General features: G+C 72.3%; 18 protein-coding genes. 11 read left to right on the forward strand and 7 right to left on the reverse strand.

The window, feature by feature from the left end:
- From FAF44_RS45535 to FAF44_RS45545, 3 genes are all read right to left on the reverse strand, one after another.
- Positions 1 to 294: biotin/lipoyl-containing protein (locus FAF44_RS45535; protein ID WP_308193504.1), on the reverse strand; the 294-nt coding region annotated here is incomplete at its 3' end.
- Between the two features lie 38 nt (positions 295 to 332).
- Positions 333 to 1,697: a dihydrolipoyl dehydrogenase gene (lpdA, locus tag FAF44_RS45540; protein WP_237109685.1), complete on the reverse strand. Its 1,365-nt coding sequence runs from the start codon at positions 1,695 to 1,697 to the stop codon at positions 333 to 335.
- A 51-nt stretch (positions 1,698 to 1,748) separates the two neighbouring features.
- Complete coding sequence (locus FAF44_RS45545) at positions 1,749 to 3,218, reverse strand: leucyl aminopeptidase (protein WP_237109686.1); 1,470 nt, start codon at positions 3,216 to 3,218, stop codon at positions 1,749 to 1,751.
- 105 nt (positions 3,219 to 3,323) lie between these two features.
- Here FAF44_RS45545 and FAF44_RS45550 point away from each other — a divergent pair, with 105 nt between their 5' ends.
- The 3 genes from FAF44_RS45550 to FAF44_RS45560 are packed head-to-tail and all read left to right on the forward strand — an operon-like array spanning position 3,324 to position 5,583.
- Positions 3,324 to 3,671: a GntR family transcriptional regulator gene (locus FAF44_RS45550; RefSeq protein ID WP_237109687.1), complete on the forward strand. Its 348-nt coding sequence runs from the start codon at positions 3,324 to 3,326 to the stop codon at positions 3,669 to 3,671.
- Positions 3,668 to 4,633, forward strand: a complete 966-nt coding sequence (locus FAF44_RS45555) for a DUF1648 domain-containing protein (RefSeq protein WP_237109688.1) — start codon at positions 3,668 to 3,670, stop codon at positions 4,631 to 4,633. Before FAF44_RS45550 ends, FAF44_RS45555 begins: the two co-directional genes overlap by 4 nt.
- The gene (locus FAF44_RS45560; RefSeq protein WP_237109689.1) at positions 4,630 to 5,583 is read left to right on the forward strand and encodes a CPBP family intramembrane glutamic endopeptidase; all 954 of its coding nucleotides are present in this window, start codon (positions 4,630 to 4,632) and stop codon (positions 5,581 to 5,583) included. Before FAF44_RS45555 ends, FAF44_RS45560 begins: the two co-directional genes overlap by 4 nt.
- Before the next feature lie 16 nt (positions 5,584 to 5,599).
- Here FAF44_RS45560 and FAF44_RS45565 read toward each other — a convergent pair whose 3' ends face one another.
- Positions 5,600 to 6,388 (reverse strand): adenosylcobinamide-GDP ribazoletransferase, encoded by a 789-nt coding sequence (locus tag FAF44_RS45565; protein ID WP_237109690.1) that lies wholly within the window; start codon positions 6,386 to 6,388, stop codon positions 5,600 to 5,602.
- A 34-nt stretch (positions 6,389 to 6,422) separates the two neighbouring features.
- Here FAF44_RS45565 and FAF44_RS45570 point away from each other — a divergent pair, with 34 nt between their 5' ends.
- Complete coding sequence (locus tag FAF44_RS45570) at positions 6,423 to 7,223, forward strand: ABC transporter ATP-binding protein (protein WP_237109691.1); 801 nt, start codon at positions 6,423 to 6,425, stop codon at positions 7,221 to 7,223.
- A gap of 22 nt (positions 7,224 to 7,245) precedes the next feature.
- Here FAF44_RS45570 and FAF44_RS45575 read toward each other — a convergent pair whose 3' ends face one another.
- Positions 7,246 to 8,262, reverse strand: coding sequence for a bifunctional adenosylcobinamide kinase/adenosylcobinamide-phosphate guanylyltransferase (locus FAF44_RS45575; RefSeq protein ID WP_237109692.1), 1,017 nt, complete (start codon positions 8,260 to 8,262; stop codon positions 7,246 to 7,248).
- Positions 8,263 to 8,421: 159 nt separating this feature from the next.
- Between FAF44_RS45575 and FAF44_RS45580 the strand changes: the two genes are divergently transcribed.
- Positions 8,422 to 8,628 carry a hypothetical protein gene (locus FAF44_RS45580; protein ID WP_237109693.1) on the forward strand — a complete coding sequence of 69 codons (207 nt, stop codon included), beginning with the start codon at positions 8,422 to 8,424 and terminating at the stop codon, positions 8,626 to 8,628.
- 66 nt (positions 8,629 to 8,694) lie between these two features.
- Here FAF44_RS45580 and FAF44_RS45585 read toward each other — a convergent pair whose 3' ends face one another.
- Positions 8,695 to 9,693, reverse strand: coding sequence for an aldo/keto reductase family protein (locus FAF44_RS45585; protein ID WP_237109694.1), 999 nt, complete (start codon positions 9,691 to 9,693; stop codon positions 8,695 to 8,697).
- Positions 9,694 to 9,750: 57 nt separating this feature from the next.
- Between FAF44_RS45585 and FAF44_RS45590 the strand changes: the two genes are divergently transcribed.
- Positions 9,751 to 10,671: an SMI1/KNR4 family protein gene (locus FAF44_RS45590; protein ID WP_237109695.1), complete on the forward strand. Its 921-nt coding sequence runs from the start codon at positions 9,751 to 9,753 to the stop codon at positions 10,669 to 10,671.
- A gap of 37 nt (positions 10,672 to 10,708) precedes the next feature.
- Here the strand turns inward: FAF44_RS45590 and FAF44_RS45595 are convergent, their stop codons facing one another.
- On the reverse strand, positions 10,709 to 11,320 hold the full coding sequence (locus FAF44_RS45595) for a DUF3043 domain-containing protein (RefSeq protein ID WP_308193505.1): 612 nt from the start codon (positions 11,318 to 11,320) through the stop codon (positions 10,709 to 10,711).
- 126 nt (positions 11,321 to 11,446) lie between these two features.
- Here FAF44_RS45595 and FAF44_RS45600 point away from each other — a divergent pair, with 126 nt between their 5' ends.
- The 5 genes from FAF44_RS45600 to FAF44_RS45620 form a co-directional block, all read left to right on the forward strand.
- Entirely contained in the window at positions 11,447 to 12,268 is an 822-nt protein-coding gene (locus FAF44_RS45600) for a PspA/IM30 family protein (protein WP_237109696.1), read from the forward strand.
- On the forward strand, positions 12,265 to 12,543 hold the full coding sequence (locus FAF44_RS45605) for a hypothetical protein (RefSeq protein WP_237109697.1): 279 nt from the start codon (positions 12,265 to 12,267) through the stop codon (positions 12,541 to 12,543). The genes FAF44_RS45600 and FAF44_RS45605 overlap by 4 nt, the downstream gene beginning before the upstream one ends.
- A 4-nt stretch (positions 12,544 to 12,547) precedes the next feature.
- Positions 12,548 to 13,447 carry a zinc metalloprotease HtpX gene (gene htpX / locus FAF44_RS45610; RefSeq protein WP_308193506.1) on the forward strand — a complete coding sequence of 300 codons (900 nt, stop codon included), beginning with the start codon at positions 12,548 to 12,550 and terminating at the stop codon, positions 13,445 to 13,447.
- Positions 13,448 to 13,456: 9 nt separating this feature from the next.
- Positions 13,457 to 14,014 (forward strand): hypothetical protein, encoded by a 558-nt coding sequence (locus FAF44_RS45615; RefSeq protein WP_237109698.1) that lies wholly within the window; start codon positions 13,457 to 13,459, stop codon positions 14,012 to 14,014.
- A 47-nt stretch (positions 14,015 to 14,061) separates the two neighbouring features.
- Positions 14,062 to 14,989 (forward strand): DUF998 domain-containing protein (locus FAF44_RS45620; protein WP_237109699.1); only part of this gene is annotated, 928 nt, incomplete at its 3' end.

Genomic DNA, 14,989 nt, shown 5'->3' on the forward strand with positions numbered 1-14,989 from the left:
CGCCGGGGCCGGCGCGGGGGCTGCCTCCGGGGCCGGGGCGACGGCGCCCGGCTGGCCGTTCTCGTCGATGATGGCGAGCTCGGCGCCGACTTCGACCGTTTCGTCCTCGGCCACCACGATCTTGGTCAGCACACCGGCGGACGGGGACGGGATCTCGGTGTCGACCTTGTCGGTCGACACCTCGAGGAGCGGCTCGTCGGCCTCGACGCGCTCGCCCTCCTTCTTCAGCCAACGGGTTACCGTGCCCTCGGTAACGCTCTCGCCGAGCTGGGGCATCTGTACGGAGACCGGCATCGTTATTCTTCTCTCGCGTTCTGATCTCGAGGGCTTGACTAGTTGTGTACGTGCAACGGCTTGCCGGCCAGGGCCAGCATCGCCTCACCCATGGCCTCGGACTGCGTCGGGTGTGCGTGGATGAGCTGGGCGACCTCTGCGGGCAGGGCCTCCCAGTTGTAGATGAGCTGGCCTTCGGTGACGAGTTCGCCGATGCGGCGGCCCACCATGTGGACGCCGACGACGGGCCCGCCCTTCTCGGCGATCACCTTCACCGCGCCCGCGGTGCCGAGGATCTGGCTCTTGGGGTTGCCCGCCAGGTCGTAGACCTGCTCGACGGTCTCGATGCCGCGCTCGGCCGCCTGCGCCGAGGTGAGGCCCACCGAGGCCACCTCGGGGTCGGAGTAGGTGATGCGCGGCACGCCCGCGTAGTCGATGGGCGGCGGGTTGAGCCCCGCGATGTGCTCGGCCACCATGATGCCCTCGGCGAACCCCGCGTGTGCGAGCTGCAGGGTCGGGATCAGGTCGCCGATGGCGTAGACGCCGGGCACCGAGGTCCGGCAGTGCTCGTCGACCACGACCGCGCCGCGCTCGATGACGATGCCCTGCTCCTCGAAGCCCATGCCCGCCGACACCGCGCCGCGGCCGACCGCGACCAGCAGCAGCTCGGCGTCGAGGGTCTTGCCGTTGGCCAGGGTGACGACCACGCCCGTCTCGGTGGTCTTGGCGCCGTCGAAGAAGACGCCCAGCTCGTACTTGATGCCGCGGCGGCGGAAGGCCCGCTCCAGCAGTTTGGAGCTGGACTCCTCCTCGGTCGGCAGCAGGTGCGGCAGCGCCTCGACGATCGTCACCTCGGCGCCGAACGAGCGGTAGACGCTGGCCAGCTCGACGCCGATGACGCCGCCGCCCAGCACGATCACCGACGAGGGCACGCGGTCCATCCGGAGCGTGTGCTCGCTGGTGATGACGCGCTCGCCGTCGATCTCGAGGCCCGGCAGCGTCTTGGGGGCCGAACCCGTGGCCAGGACGACGTTGCGCCCCTCGTAGACCTCCGGGCCGACCTGGACGCGCCCGGGGCCGACGAGCCGGCCCTCGCCCTCGACGATCGTCACGCCCGCGGCCTTCAGCAGGCCCTGCACGCCCTTCCAGGCCCGAGTGACGATCTTGTCCTTGAAGGCGTGGACGCCCTGGACGTCGATGCCCTCGAAACGCGCCTTGACGCCGAAGGACTCGCTCTCGCGGGTCTCGTCGGCGACCTCGGCGGAGTGCAGCAGGGCCTTCGTGGGGATGCATCCCCGGTGCAGGCAGGTGCCGCCGATCTTGTCCCTTTCGATGAGGACGACCGACTTGCCCAGCTCAGCCGCCCTCAGGGCGCAGGCGTAACCGCCGCTGCCGCCCCCTAGGACGACGATGTCATAGGCCACGGGAAGGCTCCTTGTCGGGGTGTTCGTGATGCCGTCATCTTTTCATTTGTTTCAGATGCTCGCGTGCCGCTCTGCGAGTCCGATGAGCGTGCGGGTGATCGCGCCGGTGCCGCCCACCGGGGTGTAGCCGTGCGGCTCGCCCTTGTTGAAGGCGGGGCCGGCCATGTCGATGTGGGCCCAGCGCACCCCGTCGGGCACGAACTCCTTCAGGAAGATGCCCGCCGCGAGCATGCCGCCCCAGCGCTCCGGGTGGAGGTTGGCGATGTCGGCGACCGGGCTGTCGAGGCCCCTGCGCAGTTCCTCCGGCAGCGGCATGCCCCACGCGCCCTCGCCGGCGGCGCCCGCGGCCTCGACCACGAGCTCCCTGACGGCGTCGTCGTTGGCCATGACGCCGGCCGTGCGCCAGCCGAGCGCGACGATCTGCGCGCCGGTGAGGGTGGCCACGTCGACGATCAGGTCGGGGTCGTCCTCGGCGGCGCGGGCGATGCCGTCCATGAGGACGAGGCGGCCCTCGGCGTCGGTGTCGAGCACCTCGACGGTCTTGCCGCTGTAGCTGTGCAGCACGTCGGAGGGACGCTGCGCGGTGCCGCTCGGCAGGTTCTCGGCCAGGCAGAGGTAGCCGACGGCGTTGACGGGCAGGCCGAGCCGGGCGATGCCGACCAGCGCGCCGAGCACGGCGCCCGCGCCGCCCATGTCGGACTTCATCCACGCCATGGACGCCGACGGCTTGAGCGACAGGCCGCCCGAGTCGAACGTGATGCCCTTGCCCACGAAGGCGAGGGTCTTGGTGGCCTCGGGGTGGCGGTAGGCGAGGCGGACCAGGCGCGGCGGGTTGGCCGAGCCCTGGCCGACGCCGACGATGCCGCCGTAGCCACCGGCCCTGAGCTGCTCGTCGTCGAGCACCTCGACGCTCAGCCCGGCCTTGCCGCCGACCTGCTCGGCGATCTCGGCGAACCGGGCCGGCCACAGGTCGGACGGAGGCGTGTTGACGAGGTCGCGCACCAGGCAGACCGACTCGGCCAGCACGCCCGCGCGCTCGGCCGCGTCCGCGGGCTGCTCCGAGAGCACCGTGAGCTCGGAGACGGGGGCCTGCTGCTCGCCGTCGGTGCGGTAGCGGGCGAAGGCGTAGGCGCCGAGCAGGGCGCCGAGCGCGACCGCCTCGGCCTGCTCGGCGGTGCCGGCGGGCAGCGCGAGCGCGGCGCGGGAGGTGCCGGCCAGGGAGCGTACGGCGGTGCCGGCGGCGCGGCGCAGCTCCTCGTGCCCGGGGGAGCCGCCCAGCCCGACCGCGACCAGCAGCGGGGCGGCGACGGCGCCGAACGTCGGCAGTTTGGCCAGCTCGCCGGGCTTGCCGGAGAACGCCACGGCACGCAGGGACGCCGCGAGCCTGCCGCCGAAGGCGGACTCCAGGGACTCGGCGCTCACCGCGGGGACGGGGCCGTCCTGGCCCGGCAGGAAACCGACGATCAACGCGTCGGTGTCGACGGAGAGTGGATCTGCTGAGTTCAGCCGCACAGTGGTCACGTAAACCGATGCTATCCACGGTTTCTGCGTACTCACAAACAGGGGTTCATCCCACCAATCGCTGGTCAGCACCATCCGATTAATGGTGCTAGTCTCATTAGCACCATGTTGCTGACGCTCGACCTCAATGACGCGCGCCCCCTCCACGAGCAGGTGGCGAGCGCCATCCGCCGCGCCATCGGCGAGGGCTCCTACCGGACAGGCGACCGCCTGCCGCCGGCCCGCGACCTCGCCGTCGCGATGGGCATCAACCCCAACACCGTGCTGCGCGCGCTGCGCGACCTGCGCGACGAGGGGCTCCTGGAGTTCAGGAGAGGCAGGGGCGTCAGCGTGGCGGGCCGCGCCGACGGGCGCGCCCTGCTCACCCAGCGGGCGCGCGAACTGCTCGAGGAGGCCAGAAGGTACGGCTACAGCCGTGACGACCTCATCACCATCTTGGAGGACCTGACGTGAGATCCCGTGTGATCGCCGGCGTGTGGTGGCTGCTCGTGGCGGCCGCCCTGCTCCTGGCGCCCCTGGCGCTGCGCGACCGGCTGCCCGACCCGATGGCCACCCACTGGGGAACAACGGGGAGCGTGCCCGACGGGTCGAGTTCGTTGACGGGGTTCGTGATCACGATCCAGGTCATCTGGGCGGGGTTGTGGGTGCTGTTCTTCCTCCTCGGGCGGCAGGCGCGCGTCCGGCGTCCGGCGCGGATGACCTTCTCGGCCTGCGTGTTCGGGACCGGCGTGCTGATGCTGTCCGTGGCCGCCTCGACCCTGAGCGTCAACCTCGACGCCGCCACCTGGCGCGACGCCCTGCTGCCCGCCTGGCACATCCCCGTGGCGCTGGCCGCCACGGCCGCGACGATGGCCCTGGCCGCCTACCTGGTCTCGGAGCCCGCCGACGACCCCCGGGCCGAGAGCCAGGCACGGCCCCAACTCAGGCTCAACCCCGGCCAGCGGGCCGTCTGGGTCAGCCGCGTCGTCAACCCATGGCTCACCGTGGCCATGTTCGGGGCGCTGGTCGTCACCGTCGTCACCGTCGCGCTGGCCTCCACCGGGGCGGCCGGGGACCCCGTACGCGTGATCCTGCCCCTCGCCGTCATCCTGCTTCTCGCCGGGCTGGTGAGCATGGCCGTCTCCGTCCGGGTCCGCGACGACCTGATCACGATCGGCTTCGGCCCGCTGGGCTGGCCGGCGCGCCGGATCCCGCTGTCGAAGGTCGAGTCCGCCTGGTCGGAGCAGCGGCAGCCCGGCGAGGTCGGCGGCTGGGGCTTCCGCGGCCTGCCGGGCAACGCCACCATCATGCTGCGCGGCGGCGAATGCCTGGTCCTCGGCTACCGCTCCGGCGGCAGGCTGGCGATCAGCGTCGACGACGCCGAACGCGGCGCATCCCTCATCAACGCCCTCATCGCGGAGCGAGTTCAGCCATGAAAAGACCCCTTCTCATCTTCGTCGTCCTCGCCTTCGCGCTGTCGTGGGCGGCCGCCCTGCCCCTGTGGTTCGCCGGCGGGCTGAGCTCACCGCTCATGCAGCCGCTCGGCGCGCTGATGATGTTCACGCCGAGCCTCGGCGTGCTCGGCGTGTGGGCCGTCAAGCGCACGCCGTTCCGCCAGTGGGCCAGGGAGACCGGCCTCACCCTGGGCGAGCGCAGGGGGCGTACCGCCGTGCTGGTGCTGACGGCCTGGCTGGGCGTGCCGCTGCTGGTGTTCCTGGCCATGGGGATCAGCGCCGCCGTGGGGCTGGTCACCCTCGACCTCGAGCACCTCAGCCTGCTGCGGGCGGGCCTGGAGTCGAGCGGCGGCGGCCAGGCCCCCGCCGACCTCACCACGCTGGCCATCGTGCAGGTCGTGCTCGCCGTCGTGGCCGGTCCCGTGCTGAACGCGATCCCGGTGCTGGGCGAGGAATGGGGCTGGCGCGGCTGGCTCGTGCCCCGGCTCGTCGGCAAGGACGGCGTGCTCGCCGGCCTGCTCCTGTCCGGCTTCATCTGGGGCATCTGGCACGCGCCGCTCACCATGCTCGGCTACAACTACCCGCGGCTCGGCTCGTGGGCGGCCCTGGTGTTCATCGCCTTCTGCGTGCCGGCCGGAGTGGTGATGGGGTGGCTGCGGCTGCGTACGGGCAGCGTGTGGCCCGCCGTCGTGGCGCACGGCTCGCTGAACGCCATCGCCGGCGTCGCGCTGCTGGCCGGGGACGCCGCCGACCCGCCGAACGAGCTCCTGGCCGGCATCACCGGCGTGGTGGGCTGGCTGCTGCTCGCGATCATCGGCGCGGCCCTGCTCCGCTTCTCCCCGGTACGTCCGCCGCAGCCCGCCGGGCCTGCAGAAACGCCTGGGCCGGAGGAGCCCGCGGAGCCCGCTCAGACCGCGGAGCCGCGCATCTGAGCCGCGTGCGCCCGGCTCAGTGAAGGATCGCGCACACCACCAGCGCGGTGGCCGTGGCGGTCTCGACCAGCGCGCCGAGCACGTCCCCCGTGACGCCCCCGAGCCGGCGCCCGGCGTGGCCGAGCAGCAGCAGGGCGGCGCCGAGCCCGGCCAGCGCCGCCACCGGCGCCACGATCACCCCGGCGAGCCCGAGCCCGGCCCCCGGCGGCCCGGCCGGGCTCAGGCCGTTCAGGGTGCCCAGCGTGCCGAGCCCGGCGGCGGCGAGCAGCGCGGCCACGGTGACCAGCCAGGCGGCCGGGCGGCGTACGGTGCCCGCGACCATCGCGCCCAGGCCGCCGGGCCGGGCGGCGGGCACGCCCGACCGGCAGGCCCACGTCAGCGCCAGCCGCCCCGCCACGCACGCCGTCACCAGCGCCCAGAACCCGGTGGCGGCCAGCGCCGCGGCCTGGACCAGCAGGGTCAGCACCAGCGTCAGCACGCCGAACGGCCCGATGTCCGATTTTTTCATGATGTCGAGCGCCGGCCCGGCCGGCTTGCCGCTGCCCAGCCCGTCGGCCAGATCGGCCAGTCCGTCGAGATGCAGGCCGCGCGTGAGCAGGGCCAGCAGCCCGAGCGCCAGCGCCGCACCCAGCAGCGGCGGCGCGGGCAGCAGCAGCGGCAGCCCGGCCAGCGTCCCGAGCAGCAGGCCGACCGCCGGGGCCAGTGTCATCGCCTGCCCCGCGACCTGCCGGTCCACCCGATCGACCCGCACGGGGATGACGCTCAACGTGCCCAGGGCGAACCTGAGCCCGTCCGTAAGCCGCATAACGCAGGATCCTAGGGCCCACTAGTGTGGCGGGATGCACGTGGTTGAACTGGAAGGCGTAGGTGTCCGGGTTGTCGGCAAATCGCTGCTGGACGGCGTCGATTGGCAGGTGGACTACGGCGACCACTGGGTGATCCTCGGCCCCAACGGCGCGGGCAAGACGACGCTGCTGTCGCTGGCGGCCGCCGTCCGGCACCCCAGCGAGGGCACGGTCAAGGTGCTCGGTCACCGGCTCGGCCAGGTCGATCTGCGCGAGCTGCGCCGCCACCTCGGCCTGGTCGCCTCCAGCCAGCGGCTGATCGACGAGGAGCTGATGGAGGAGGAGGGCGCCACCGCGCACACCGTGGTGCTCACCGGCCACACCGGCACGAGCGTCCCGCTGTGGGACAGGTACGGCGACCCCGAGCGCGAGCGCGCCCACCGGCTGCTGGCCGACCTCGGCTGCAAGGACCTGGCCGAGCGCAGGTTCCGCGTCTGCTCGCAGGGGGAGCGGGCCAGGATCAGGGTGGCCAGGGCGCTCATGGCCGACCCCGCGGTGCTGCTGCTCGACGAGCCGTTCGCGGGGCTCGACCTGCCCGCGCGCGAGGACCTCATCACCGCCGTCGAGGACCTCGCCGCCACCAGGCCCGTGCTGACCACCGTCACGGTGACCCACCACCTGGAGGAGGTGCCCGCCACGACCACGCACGCCATGCTCATGCGCGACGCCAGGGTGCTGGCCGCCGGGCCGGTCTCCGACGTCCTCACCTCCGCCAACCTCAGCGACTGCTTCGGCCGTCCGCTCCAGGTCGACCGCCTCGACGGCCGCTGGCACGCCAGAGCGGTCCGCCCCTGACCGTACGGCCTGAGCAGGCGGCTCAGAGCTCGAACAGGCGGCCGGCGGCCACCAGGGCCACGTACTCCGATTCGGCCGCCAGGCGCTCGTTCAGCCGCCCCAGGACGTCCCTGAACGCCCGGCCGCTCGCCGTCGCGGGCACCACACCCATCCCCACCTCGTCCGACACCGCCACGATCGGCCCGGCCGCCTGACGCCACGCCGTCACCAGCTCCTCGCAGCGCGTGACGACCGGCGCGCGGTCGCCCTCCCAGGCCCCGTGCTCGTCGAACACCGCCGCCACCCAGGTGCCCAGCCCGTCGATCAGCAGCGGGCCGGTGGCCGCGCGGATCGCGGTCACCAGATCGGTGGTCTCGCACGTGGCCCAGTGCGCGGGCCTGCGCTCCCGGTGCGCCCGCACCCGATCCGCCCACTCGCCGTCGCCCGCGCCGCCCGGACCGGTGGCCACGTACGTGACGTGCGGCTCGGCCGCCAGCCGCAGCTCAGCCTCGGCCGACTTCCCCGACCGCGACCCGCCCAGCAGCAGCGCCCGCCCCGCCGGGCGGGGCGGGACCGGGCGCGCGTCGAGCCCGCGTCCCGGCCGCACGGTCAGCTCCGTGCCGTCGGGGACGGCCAGCGCCCCCCACAAGGCCAGCCGCCTGGACAGCTCCTCCTCCGACCGCACCCGGTGATCGAGCCCGGTCGCCACCACGGCGGTCGTCTCGTCCACCAGCCCCGCCCGCCGCAGCTCCCCGAGACGCTCCGGGCGGTCGAGCAGGTCGATGAGCACGACGTCGTACCTGGAGGGGCCGCCGGAGGGCACGGGCGCCCCCTGGGGGAGGCGGAGCAGGTGGCAACCGTCCGGGGCGGTCAGCCCCAGCCCGCCGGCGTGGACCCGGTACCCGGCGGGCGGGCCGTCGAAGGGGAAGGGCACCGCGCCGTCCACGACGAGGCCGAACGGGCGGCGATGACCGGGGGACAGGGCGGAGCAGGACGCGCAGCGGCAGCCGGGCCGGGGCCAGCCCGCGTCGCCGGCCGTGCCGGTGAGAAGGAGCTTCACCGCGCCGAGCGTACAAAGAGGACGCGCCCGGCCGGGCCCCAGGGGGCCGCCGTCGCGACACGATCCGTGCGCGGGATCGATCGACGTCCAAGCTCGGGAGTAGGGTTCCAGTGATTGTGGAGGGCGCGCCGGCGAACCTGTGGAAAAGGAGCGTATGGCATGACATGGCGGTGGCGTTATGAAAACGCGAATGGCGGTGAGGTGACCGACAGCCCTTTGCCTCGGGAGGTTTTTCCGAGCCAGGCGGACGCCGAGTCCTGGCTCGGCGAGAACTGGCGTGACCTGCTGGAGTCCGGGGTCGAGCAGGTCGCGTTGCTCGACGAGGATCGCGTCGAGTATGTGGGATTGTCATTGCGTCCGGAGTGAGGTCCGGACGGACGAAAAACCCCTTGAGCGCATTCGTGGCTCAAGGGGTTTTTGTTATGACGGGCGTCAGGGGCGCTTGGGCGGGCTCTGCGTCTTGGCCGGGTCGCGCTCCACGGTGGAGCCGAGCACGTCGTCGATCCGCTTCAGCACGTCGGCCTCCAGGGTGACCCCGGCCGCCTTCACGTTGTCACGCACCTGCTCGGGCCGGGTGGCCCCGACGATGGCGCTGGAGACGTTCGGGTTCTGCAGCACCCAGGCCACGGCGAGCTGCGCCATGGACAACCCCAGGTCCGCGGCGATCGGCTTCAGCTCCTGGACGCGGTTGAGCACCTCGTCGTTCATGAACCGGGAGATCATCGCGCTGCCGGACTTGTCGGTCGCGCGGGAGCCCTCCGGCGGCTGCTGACCGGGCAGGTACTTGCCGGTCAGCACGCCCTGCGCGATCGGCGACCAGACGATCTGGCCCACGCCCTCCTGCTCGCACAGCGGCACGACCTCGGACTCGATGACCCGCCACAACATGGAGTACTGCGGCTGGTTCGACACGAGCCGGTCGAAGCCCATCTCGTCGGCGATCTTCAGCGCCCGGGAGATCTGGTCGGCGTTCCACTCGCTGACGCCGACATAGAGCACCTTGCCCTGGCGTACGAGGTCGTCGAAGGTCTTGAGGGTCTCCTCCAGCGGGGTCTCGGAGTCGAACCGGTGCGCCTGGTACAGGTCGACGTAGTCGGTCTGCAGCCGGCGCAGCGAGGCGTTGATCGACTCGGTGATGTGCTTGCGGGACAGGCCGCGGTCGTTCCTGCCGGGCCCGGTCGGCCAGTAGACCTTCGTGAAGATCTCCAGCGACTCCCTGCGAACCCCCTTCAGCGCCCGGCCGAGCACCTCCTCGGCCTTCGTGCCCGCGTAGACGTCCGCGGTGTCGAACGTGGTGATGCCCTCGTCGAGCGCCGCCGCCACACACTGCTTGGCGGCGTCCTCTTCCACCTGAGAGCCATGGGTGAGCCAGTTGCCGTAGCTGATCTCGCTGACCATGAGACCGCTGCGACCGAGGTGACGGAATTCCATGGGTCTGACCTTAATCCCGACACATGGGGTGATCCGATTCGGGATAGGGTGCGCGACGTGCTGAAGCTCGTACGGTTCGCGCTCACGACGGCCATCCTGACCGCGATCGCGGTACGGCTGCGCCGCCGCGCCCGCACGCCCGGACGGCCACCGGTCCCGCCCGCGCCGGCTCCGGCGGCCCGGGGCGCGGGGATGGGCCTGGTGTGGGCCGGCATCGCGGTGATCGTGGCGCTCGTCCTGACGGCCGCGCTGCTGCCGGGGCGCGCGAGCGAGGACACGCCGGAGCCGCCGGACGGCCCCGGCCGGGCGCGGGCGGCCCGCCAGGAGATCCCGCAGAGCCCGGCGACCCCGACCTCGACCCTGACTTCGACTCAGGCCCCGGCCGCGGTCCCCGACTCCCGCTGCTCGCCCGAGCCGCGCCCGGTGACCGTGCGGCCCGTCGACCCGAAGGTCAGGCGGGCTGTGAACCGGCAGTGGCGGCGCGTCGAGCGGTGGCTGAAGGCGAACGCGCCGCGCACGTACCGCACGCTCGGCGCGCCCGGCAGGGCCCGCACGATCGCGATCGCGGAGTCCCAGATGGGCGTGGACTTCCCCGACGACCTGCGCGCCTCCCTGCTGCGCCACAACGGCTCGCGCGGGCCGGACGCGTTCGGGTTCGGCTTCTGGCCCGGCGGCGCGGCCAACCTCGGCACGCGCGACATCAGGGACGCCTGGCGGGCGTCGTGCTCCGGGGAGCGCACCGGGGCGGAGCGCCTGATCCCGTTCCTGCGCCAGGCGCGGCCCGGCGCCTACGCCGTGGTCGACTCCGCGGGGGGAGCCGTCGGCTGGGACGACCAGGACTCCGCGACGGCGCCCGGCGCGGCGTCGTACTACGCGCTCATGCGGACCGTGGCCGACGCGCTCGAGCGCGGCACCCCGGTCGGCGACCGGCGGCCCGCGGTCGAGCGGGGCGTGCTGCGCTGGCGGGACGCGGGGTAGAGCCGCCGGCGGCGGCCCGCACGACCCCTGCGCGCAGTCACTTCTTGGGCGGCACCGGCTTTCCGCCGGGCAGCACCGTGGGCGGCGGGAAGCGCAGCTTGCGGATCTGCAGCGCCCGCATGGCCGCGTAGAAGCCGACGCCCCTGACGCTCTCGTCGGGCAGCTTCTCGGCCACCAGCTTCTTGACCTTCCAGGCCACGTAGACCGACGTCGCCAGCACGCCGATCATCATGATCGGCCACCCGATCGTGACGACGTAGCCGAGCACCTGCTGGCGGATCGCCATCGGCCAGGGAACCCAGGTGGCCAGCAGGATCACCAGGGAGAACGGCAGGAAGTACTGGCTCGGCAGCCGGCGCGAGTCGACCCACTCACGCGCGAACCTGCGCGCCGGCCCCTTGTCACGAACGGGGAAGTACCGTTCGTCACCGGCGAGCATGCCCTGACGGGCCTTCTCGCGCTCATTGGCCTGTTTGGCCCGCATCTGCCGGTAGGCCGCCTTGCGGTCCTTCGGCGCGGAGACGTACTGGCGCCGGCTGCCTTCGGCATCCCGGCGCTTGGGTGTGGGACGACCTTTACCCTGGGGCTTAGGATCGTCAACGGGGACGGGGGTGTCGTCCACGGAGGTTTGGGAACGGCGTCGCAACACGACGTCAACCCTACCTGTAGTGCAACTTAGTGACGCCCTCGTGCGTTATGCGTAGGGTAATCCCAAGGCGGTTGCGCTGCATTGGGATTATCACCAGCACCACCTAGAAGGGGACGGCCGACGCGCATGAGCGTGATGAAGAGACTTTCGATGATCTTCAAGTCGAAGGCCAACAAGGCCTTGGACAAGATGGAGGATCCGCGCGAGACCCTTGACTACTCCTATCAGCGGCAGCTCGAGCTGTTGCAGAAGGTGCGGCGGGGGGTGGCCGACGTCGCCACCTCGCGCAAGAGGGTGGAGTTGCAGATCACCGGGCTTGAGAAGCAGTCTCAGCGACTGGAGGACCAGGGCCGCAAGGCGTTGTCCGTCGGCCGCGAGGACCTCGCCCGTGAGGCGCTGCAGCGCCGCTCGGGCCTGCAGACGCAGATGGCCGATCTCAAGGTCCAGCATGACAACCTGCAGGCCGAGGAGGAGAAGCTGACCACGGCTTCCCAGCGGCTGCAGGCCAAGGTCGACTCCTTCCGTACGAAGAAGGAGACGATCAAGGCCACCTACACCGCCGCCGAGGCGCAGACGCGCATCAACGAGGCGTTCTCCGGCATCTCCGAGGAGATGGGCGACGTCGGTCTGGCCATACAGCGTGCCGAGGACAAGACGGCGCAGATGCAGGCCCGCGCGGGCGCGATCGACGAGCTGCTGGCCAGTGGCGCGCTCGACGACTTCAGCGGCACCCGTGGCGACGACATCCAGACCGAGCTCGACCGCATGGGCGGCGGCATGGACGTCGAGCTGGAGCTGGCCAGGATGAAGTCCGAGCTGGGCCAGGGCCCGGCGCCGAAGACGGCGATCGAGCAGGGCCAGCAGCAGCCGCAGCAGGCCCAGCAGGCGCAGCCGCAACAGCAGAGCGGTCCGACCCAGCAGTACCGTCAGCCTGGGGAGGGCGCATGATTGTCAGGATCATGGGCGAGGGTCAGGTGGAGATCTCCGCCGACGACATCTCCGTTCTCAACGAACTCGACAGCGAGCTCGAGGCGGCCATCGACTCCGACAACGAGTCGATCTTCCGCGTCAAGCTGCTCGCGTTGCTCGACAAGGTGCGCCACGTGGGCAAGGCGCTTCCCGACGACAGCCTTGAGCCGTCAGAGCTGATCCTTCCCCCCGCGGACGCCTCGATCGAGGAGGTCCGGGAGATGCTGGGCGACCAAGGCCTCATCCCGGGCTGATCCCGTGCGTACGCGGTTCGCGTCCGATCGTGGCCTGACCAGCCGCATGGTCGTGACGATGTTCCTGCTGGGGTTGCTCTACGTGGTGTTCGTCGGCGTCCTGATCGCCCTGGGCGTGCAGGCGCTGACGGTCCTGGTGCTGGCAGGCGGTCTGCTGCTGGTGCAGTACTTCTTCTCCGACCGCATCGCGTTGTTCGCGATGCACGGGCGGGAGGTCTCACCGCAGGAGGCCCCTGAGCTGCACGGGCTCATCGACCGGCTGTGCGCGCTGGCCGACATGCCCAAGCCGCGGGTGGCGATCGCGGATTCCGACGTCCCCAACGCGTTCGCCACCGGCCGCAACCAGAAGAGGGCGGTCGTCTGCGTGACGACCGGCATCCTGCGCCGCCTGGAGCCGCACGAGCTGGAGGGCGTGATCGCCCACGAGCTCTCCCACGTCGCCCATCGCGACGTGGCCGTCATGACGATCGCCTCGTTCCTCGGGATCGTGGCGGGGCTCATGACGAGGTTCGCGCTCTACTCCGGTCTCGGCGGCCGCCGCAACGGCGGCCAGGGCGGTGTGCCCGTCGGCGCGATCATCCTGCTGGTCTCCGTCATCGTGTACGCGATCAGCTTCCTGCTCACCCGCGCCCTGTCGCGCTACCGGGAGCTGGCGGCCGACCGCGCGGGCGCCCTGCTCACGCAGCGCCCGTCGTCGCTGGCCAGCGCCCTGACCAAGGTGAGCGGCGAGATGGCCAGGATCCCGACCCGCGACCTGCGGGAGGCGGAGCCGTTCAACGCCTTCTACTTCGCCCCGGCGCTGGCCAAGGGGGCGACGCTGGCGAACCTGTTCTCCACGCACCCGTCGCTGGAGCGCCGGCTCGAACAACTCGCCGACATCTCGCGGCAACTCGGAAGGGGCTGACAGGCACACATGGGGTGGCTCGACGCGCTGCTCGGACGGTCGAAGCCGGTCGAGCCCAACCTCGACGCGCTGTTCTCGCTGCCGTCCGCGGCCGTGACGCTGCAGGCGGCGACCGGGCTCGCGCCCACCGGCCTCGGCTCGGTGGCGTTCCGGCCCGCGGAGGGCGGCGCGTTCGCCACGGCGGAGAGCGACGCCAAGGCGCTGCTGGGTGAGCGCGTCGAGGAGTCCGACGACGGCTACGGCTACACCTGGCTGCTGGTGCGCCGCCCGCCGGACGCGCTCGGCGACCTGGTCACCGAGTTGCACGCGGTCAACTCCACGCTGGAGGGCGCCGGGTTCGGGCCCTCGCTGCTGTGCTCGCTGGTGTCGTTCGCCGACCCGCGTGGCAGGCGGCTGGCCGTCGTCTACCTGTACAAGCGCGGCACCTTCTACCCGTTCGCCCCGCTGCCGGGGCAGAAGCGGGACAATCAGCTCGAACTGCAGGCCAGAGGGGCGCTGGAGGGCGACCTGCCGCTGGAGAAGGATCTCAGCAGGTGGTTCCCCGTCTGGGGTGCTCCCGGGCTCTGACGGGGTCGCTTATGAGGTGCGGTGGCATGGAGTGATCTAATCGTCACGTGGAGCGAAGGTTGTTCGTGCTCGCCGCATCCGCGTTCATCGTGGCGGCGGTGCTCGGCAGCGCCTGGGTGACGGGCCAGTTCACCACGCCCGCCGTCGACAGGACCGAGGGGTTCGTCAGCGAACTGGCGGCCCGCGACCAGCCGTGGACACGCCTGTTCCGGATCAGCGACGCGCTGTCGGGGCTGGCCTGCCTGGCCGGGGTCGCGCTGGTGCCGAGGGTGGCCAGGGAGTGGCCGGGCTGGCTGGCGCTGGCCGGGTACGCGCTGTTCACCTTCCTGGCCGGGGTTTTCCCGCTCGACTGCGCCACGCTGAGCAACCCCCTGTGCGGGCAGCGCGGGACGTCGTTCGCGCACCTGGCGCACACGCTGGCGGGGGTGCTGGGCACCGTGGCCGTGCTGGCCGCCATGGCGCTGCTGAGCGTGTGCTGGCGCTCGCGGGTCTCGCTGTTCTTCACCGCGCTGACGCTGGCCGCGACCCTGGTGACCGCCGCCGCGCAGGTCGTCGGCCACGGCGTGGGGCTCGCGCACCGGGCCCAGCTCACGATGATCGCCGTCTGGCTGGTGTACGTCGCCCTGCGGCTGCTCGTCGGCGAGGACCCGTACGAGGAGGCGGGCCCGCGGATCGCGCCCGGCCGCATGGGCGGCGTGGGCGGCGCCCGGGTGCGTACGGACGACGTGCCCGCCTGGGGCGGGCCGGAACACGCCGCGGACGCCGCGACGGCGGGCGGCGCCCCCGGGCAGGCGGCGGGTCCGGCCGCCGGGTGCGGCCGGCCCCATGTCGTCGTGCAGGGCACGGGACCGGCGGTGCTGATCACGGCCGGCCCCGGGGGCGCCTGGTTCCACTGGGACGAGGTGGCCGGGCGGCTCGCGGGCGCGCACCGCGTGATCCGGTTCGACCGCCCCGGACTCGGCCTCAGCCCCGGCC

The organism is Nonomuraea sp. MG754425, from assembly GCF_021699195.1.
Lineage (GTDB): Bacteria > Actinomycetota > Actinomycetes > Streptosporangiales > Streptosporangiaceae > Nonomuraea.

Excerpts from the sequence above, each read along its gene's own strand:
- FAF44_RS45550 (WP_237109687.1), top strand. The coding sequence starts at position 3,324 with ATGTTGCTGACGCTCGACCTCAATGACGCGCGCCCCCTCCACGAGCAG.
- FAF44_RS45560 (WP_237109689.1), top strand. The coding sequence starts at position 4,630 with ATGAAAAGACCCCTTCTCATCTTCGTCGTCCTCGCCTTCGCGCTGTCG.
- FAF44_RS45565 (WP_237109690.1), bottom strand. The coding sequence starts at position 6,388 with ATGCGGCTTACGGACGGGCTCAGGTTCGCCCTGGGCACGTTGAGCGTC.
- FAF44_RS45570 (WP_237109691.1), top strand. The coding sequence starts at position 6,423 with ATGCACGTGGTTGAACTGGAAGGCGTAGGTGTCCGGGTTGTCGGCAAA.
- FAF44_RS45580 (WP_237109693.1), top strand. The coding sequence starts at position 8,422 with ATGACATGGCGGTGGCGTTATGAAAACGCGAATGGCGGTGAGGTGACC.
- FAF44_RS45585 (WP_237109694.1), bottom strand. The coding sequence starts at position 9,693 with ATGGAATTCCGTCACCTCGGTCGCAGCGGTCTCATGGTCAGCGAGATC.
- FAF44_RS45600 (WP_237109696.1), top strand. The coding sequence starts at position 11,447 with ATGAGCGTGATGAAGAGACTTTCGATGATCTTCAAGTCGAAGGCCAAC.
- FAF44_RS45605 (WP_237109697.1), top strand. The coding sequence starts at position 12,265 with ATGATTGTCAGGATCATGGGCGAGGGTCAGGTGGAGATCTCCGCCGAC.
- FAF44_RS45615 (WP_237109698.1), top strand. The coding sequence starts at position 13,457 with ATGGGGTGGCTCGACGCGCTGCTCGGACGGTCGAAGCCGGTCGAGCCC.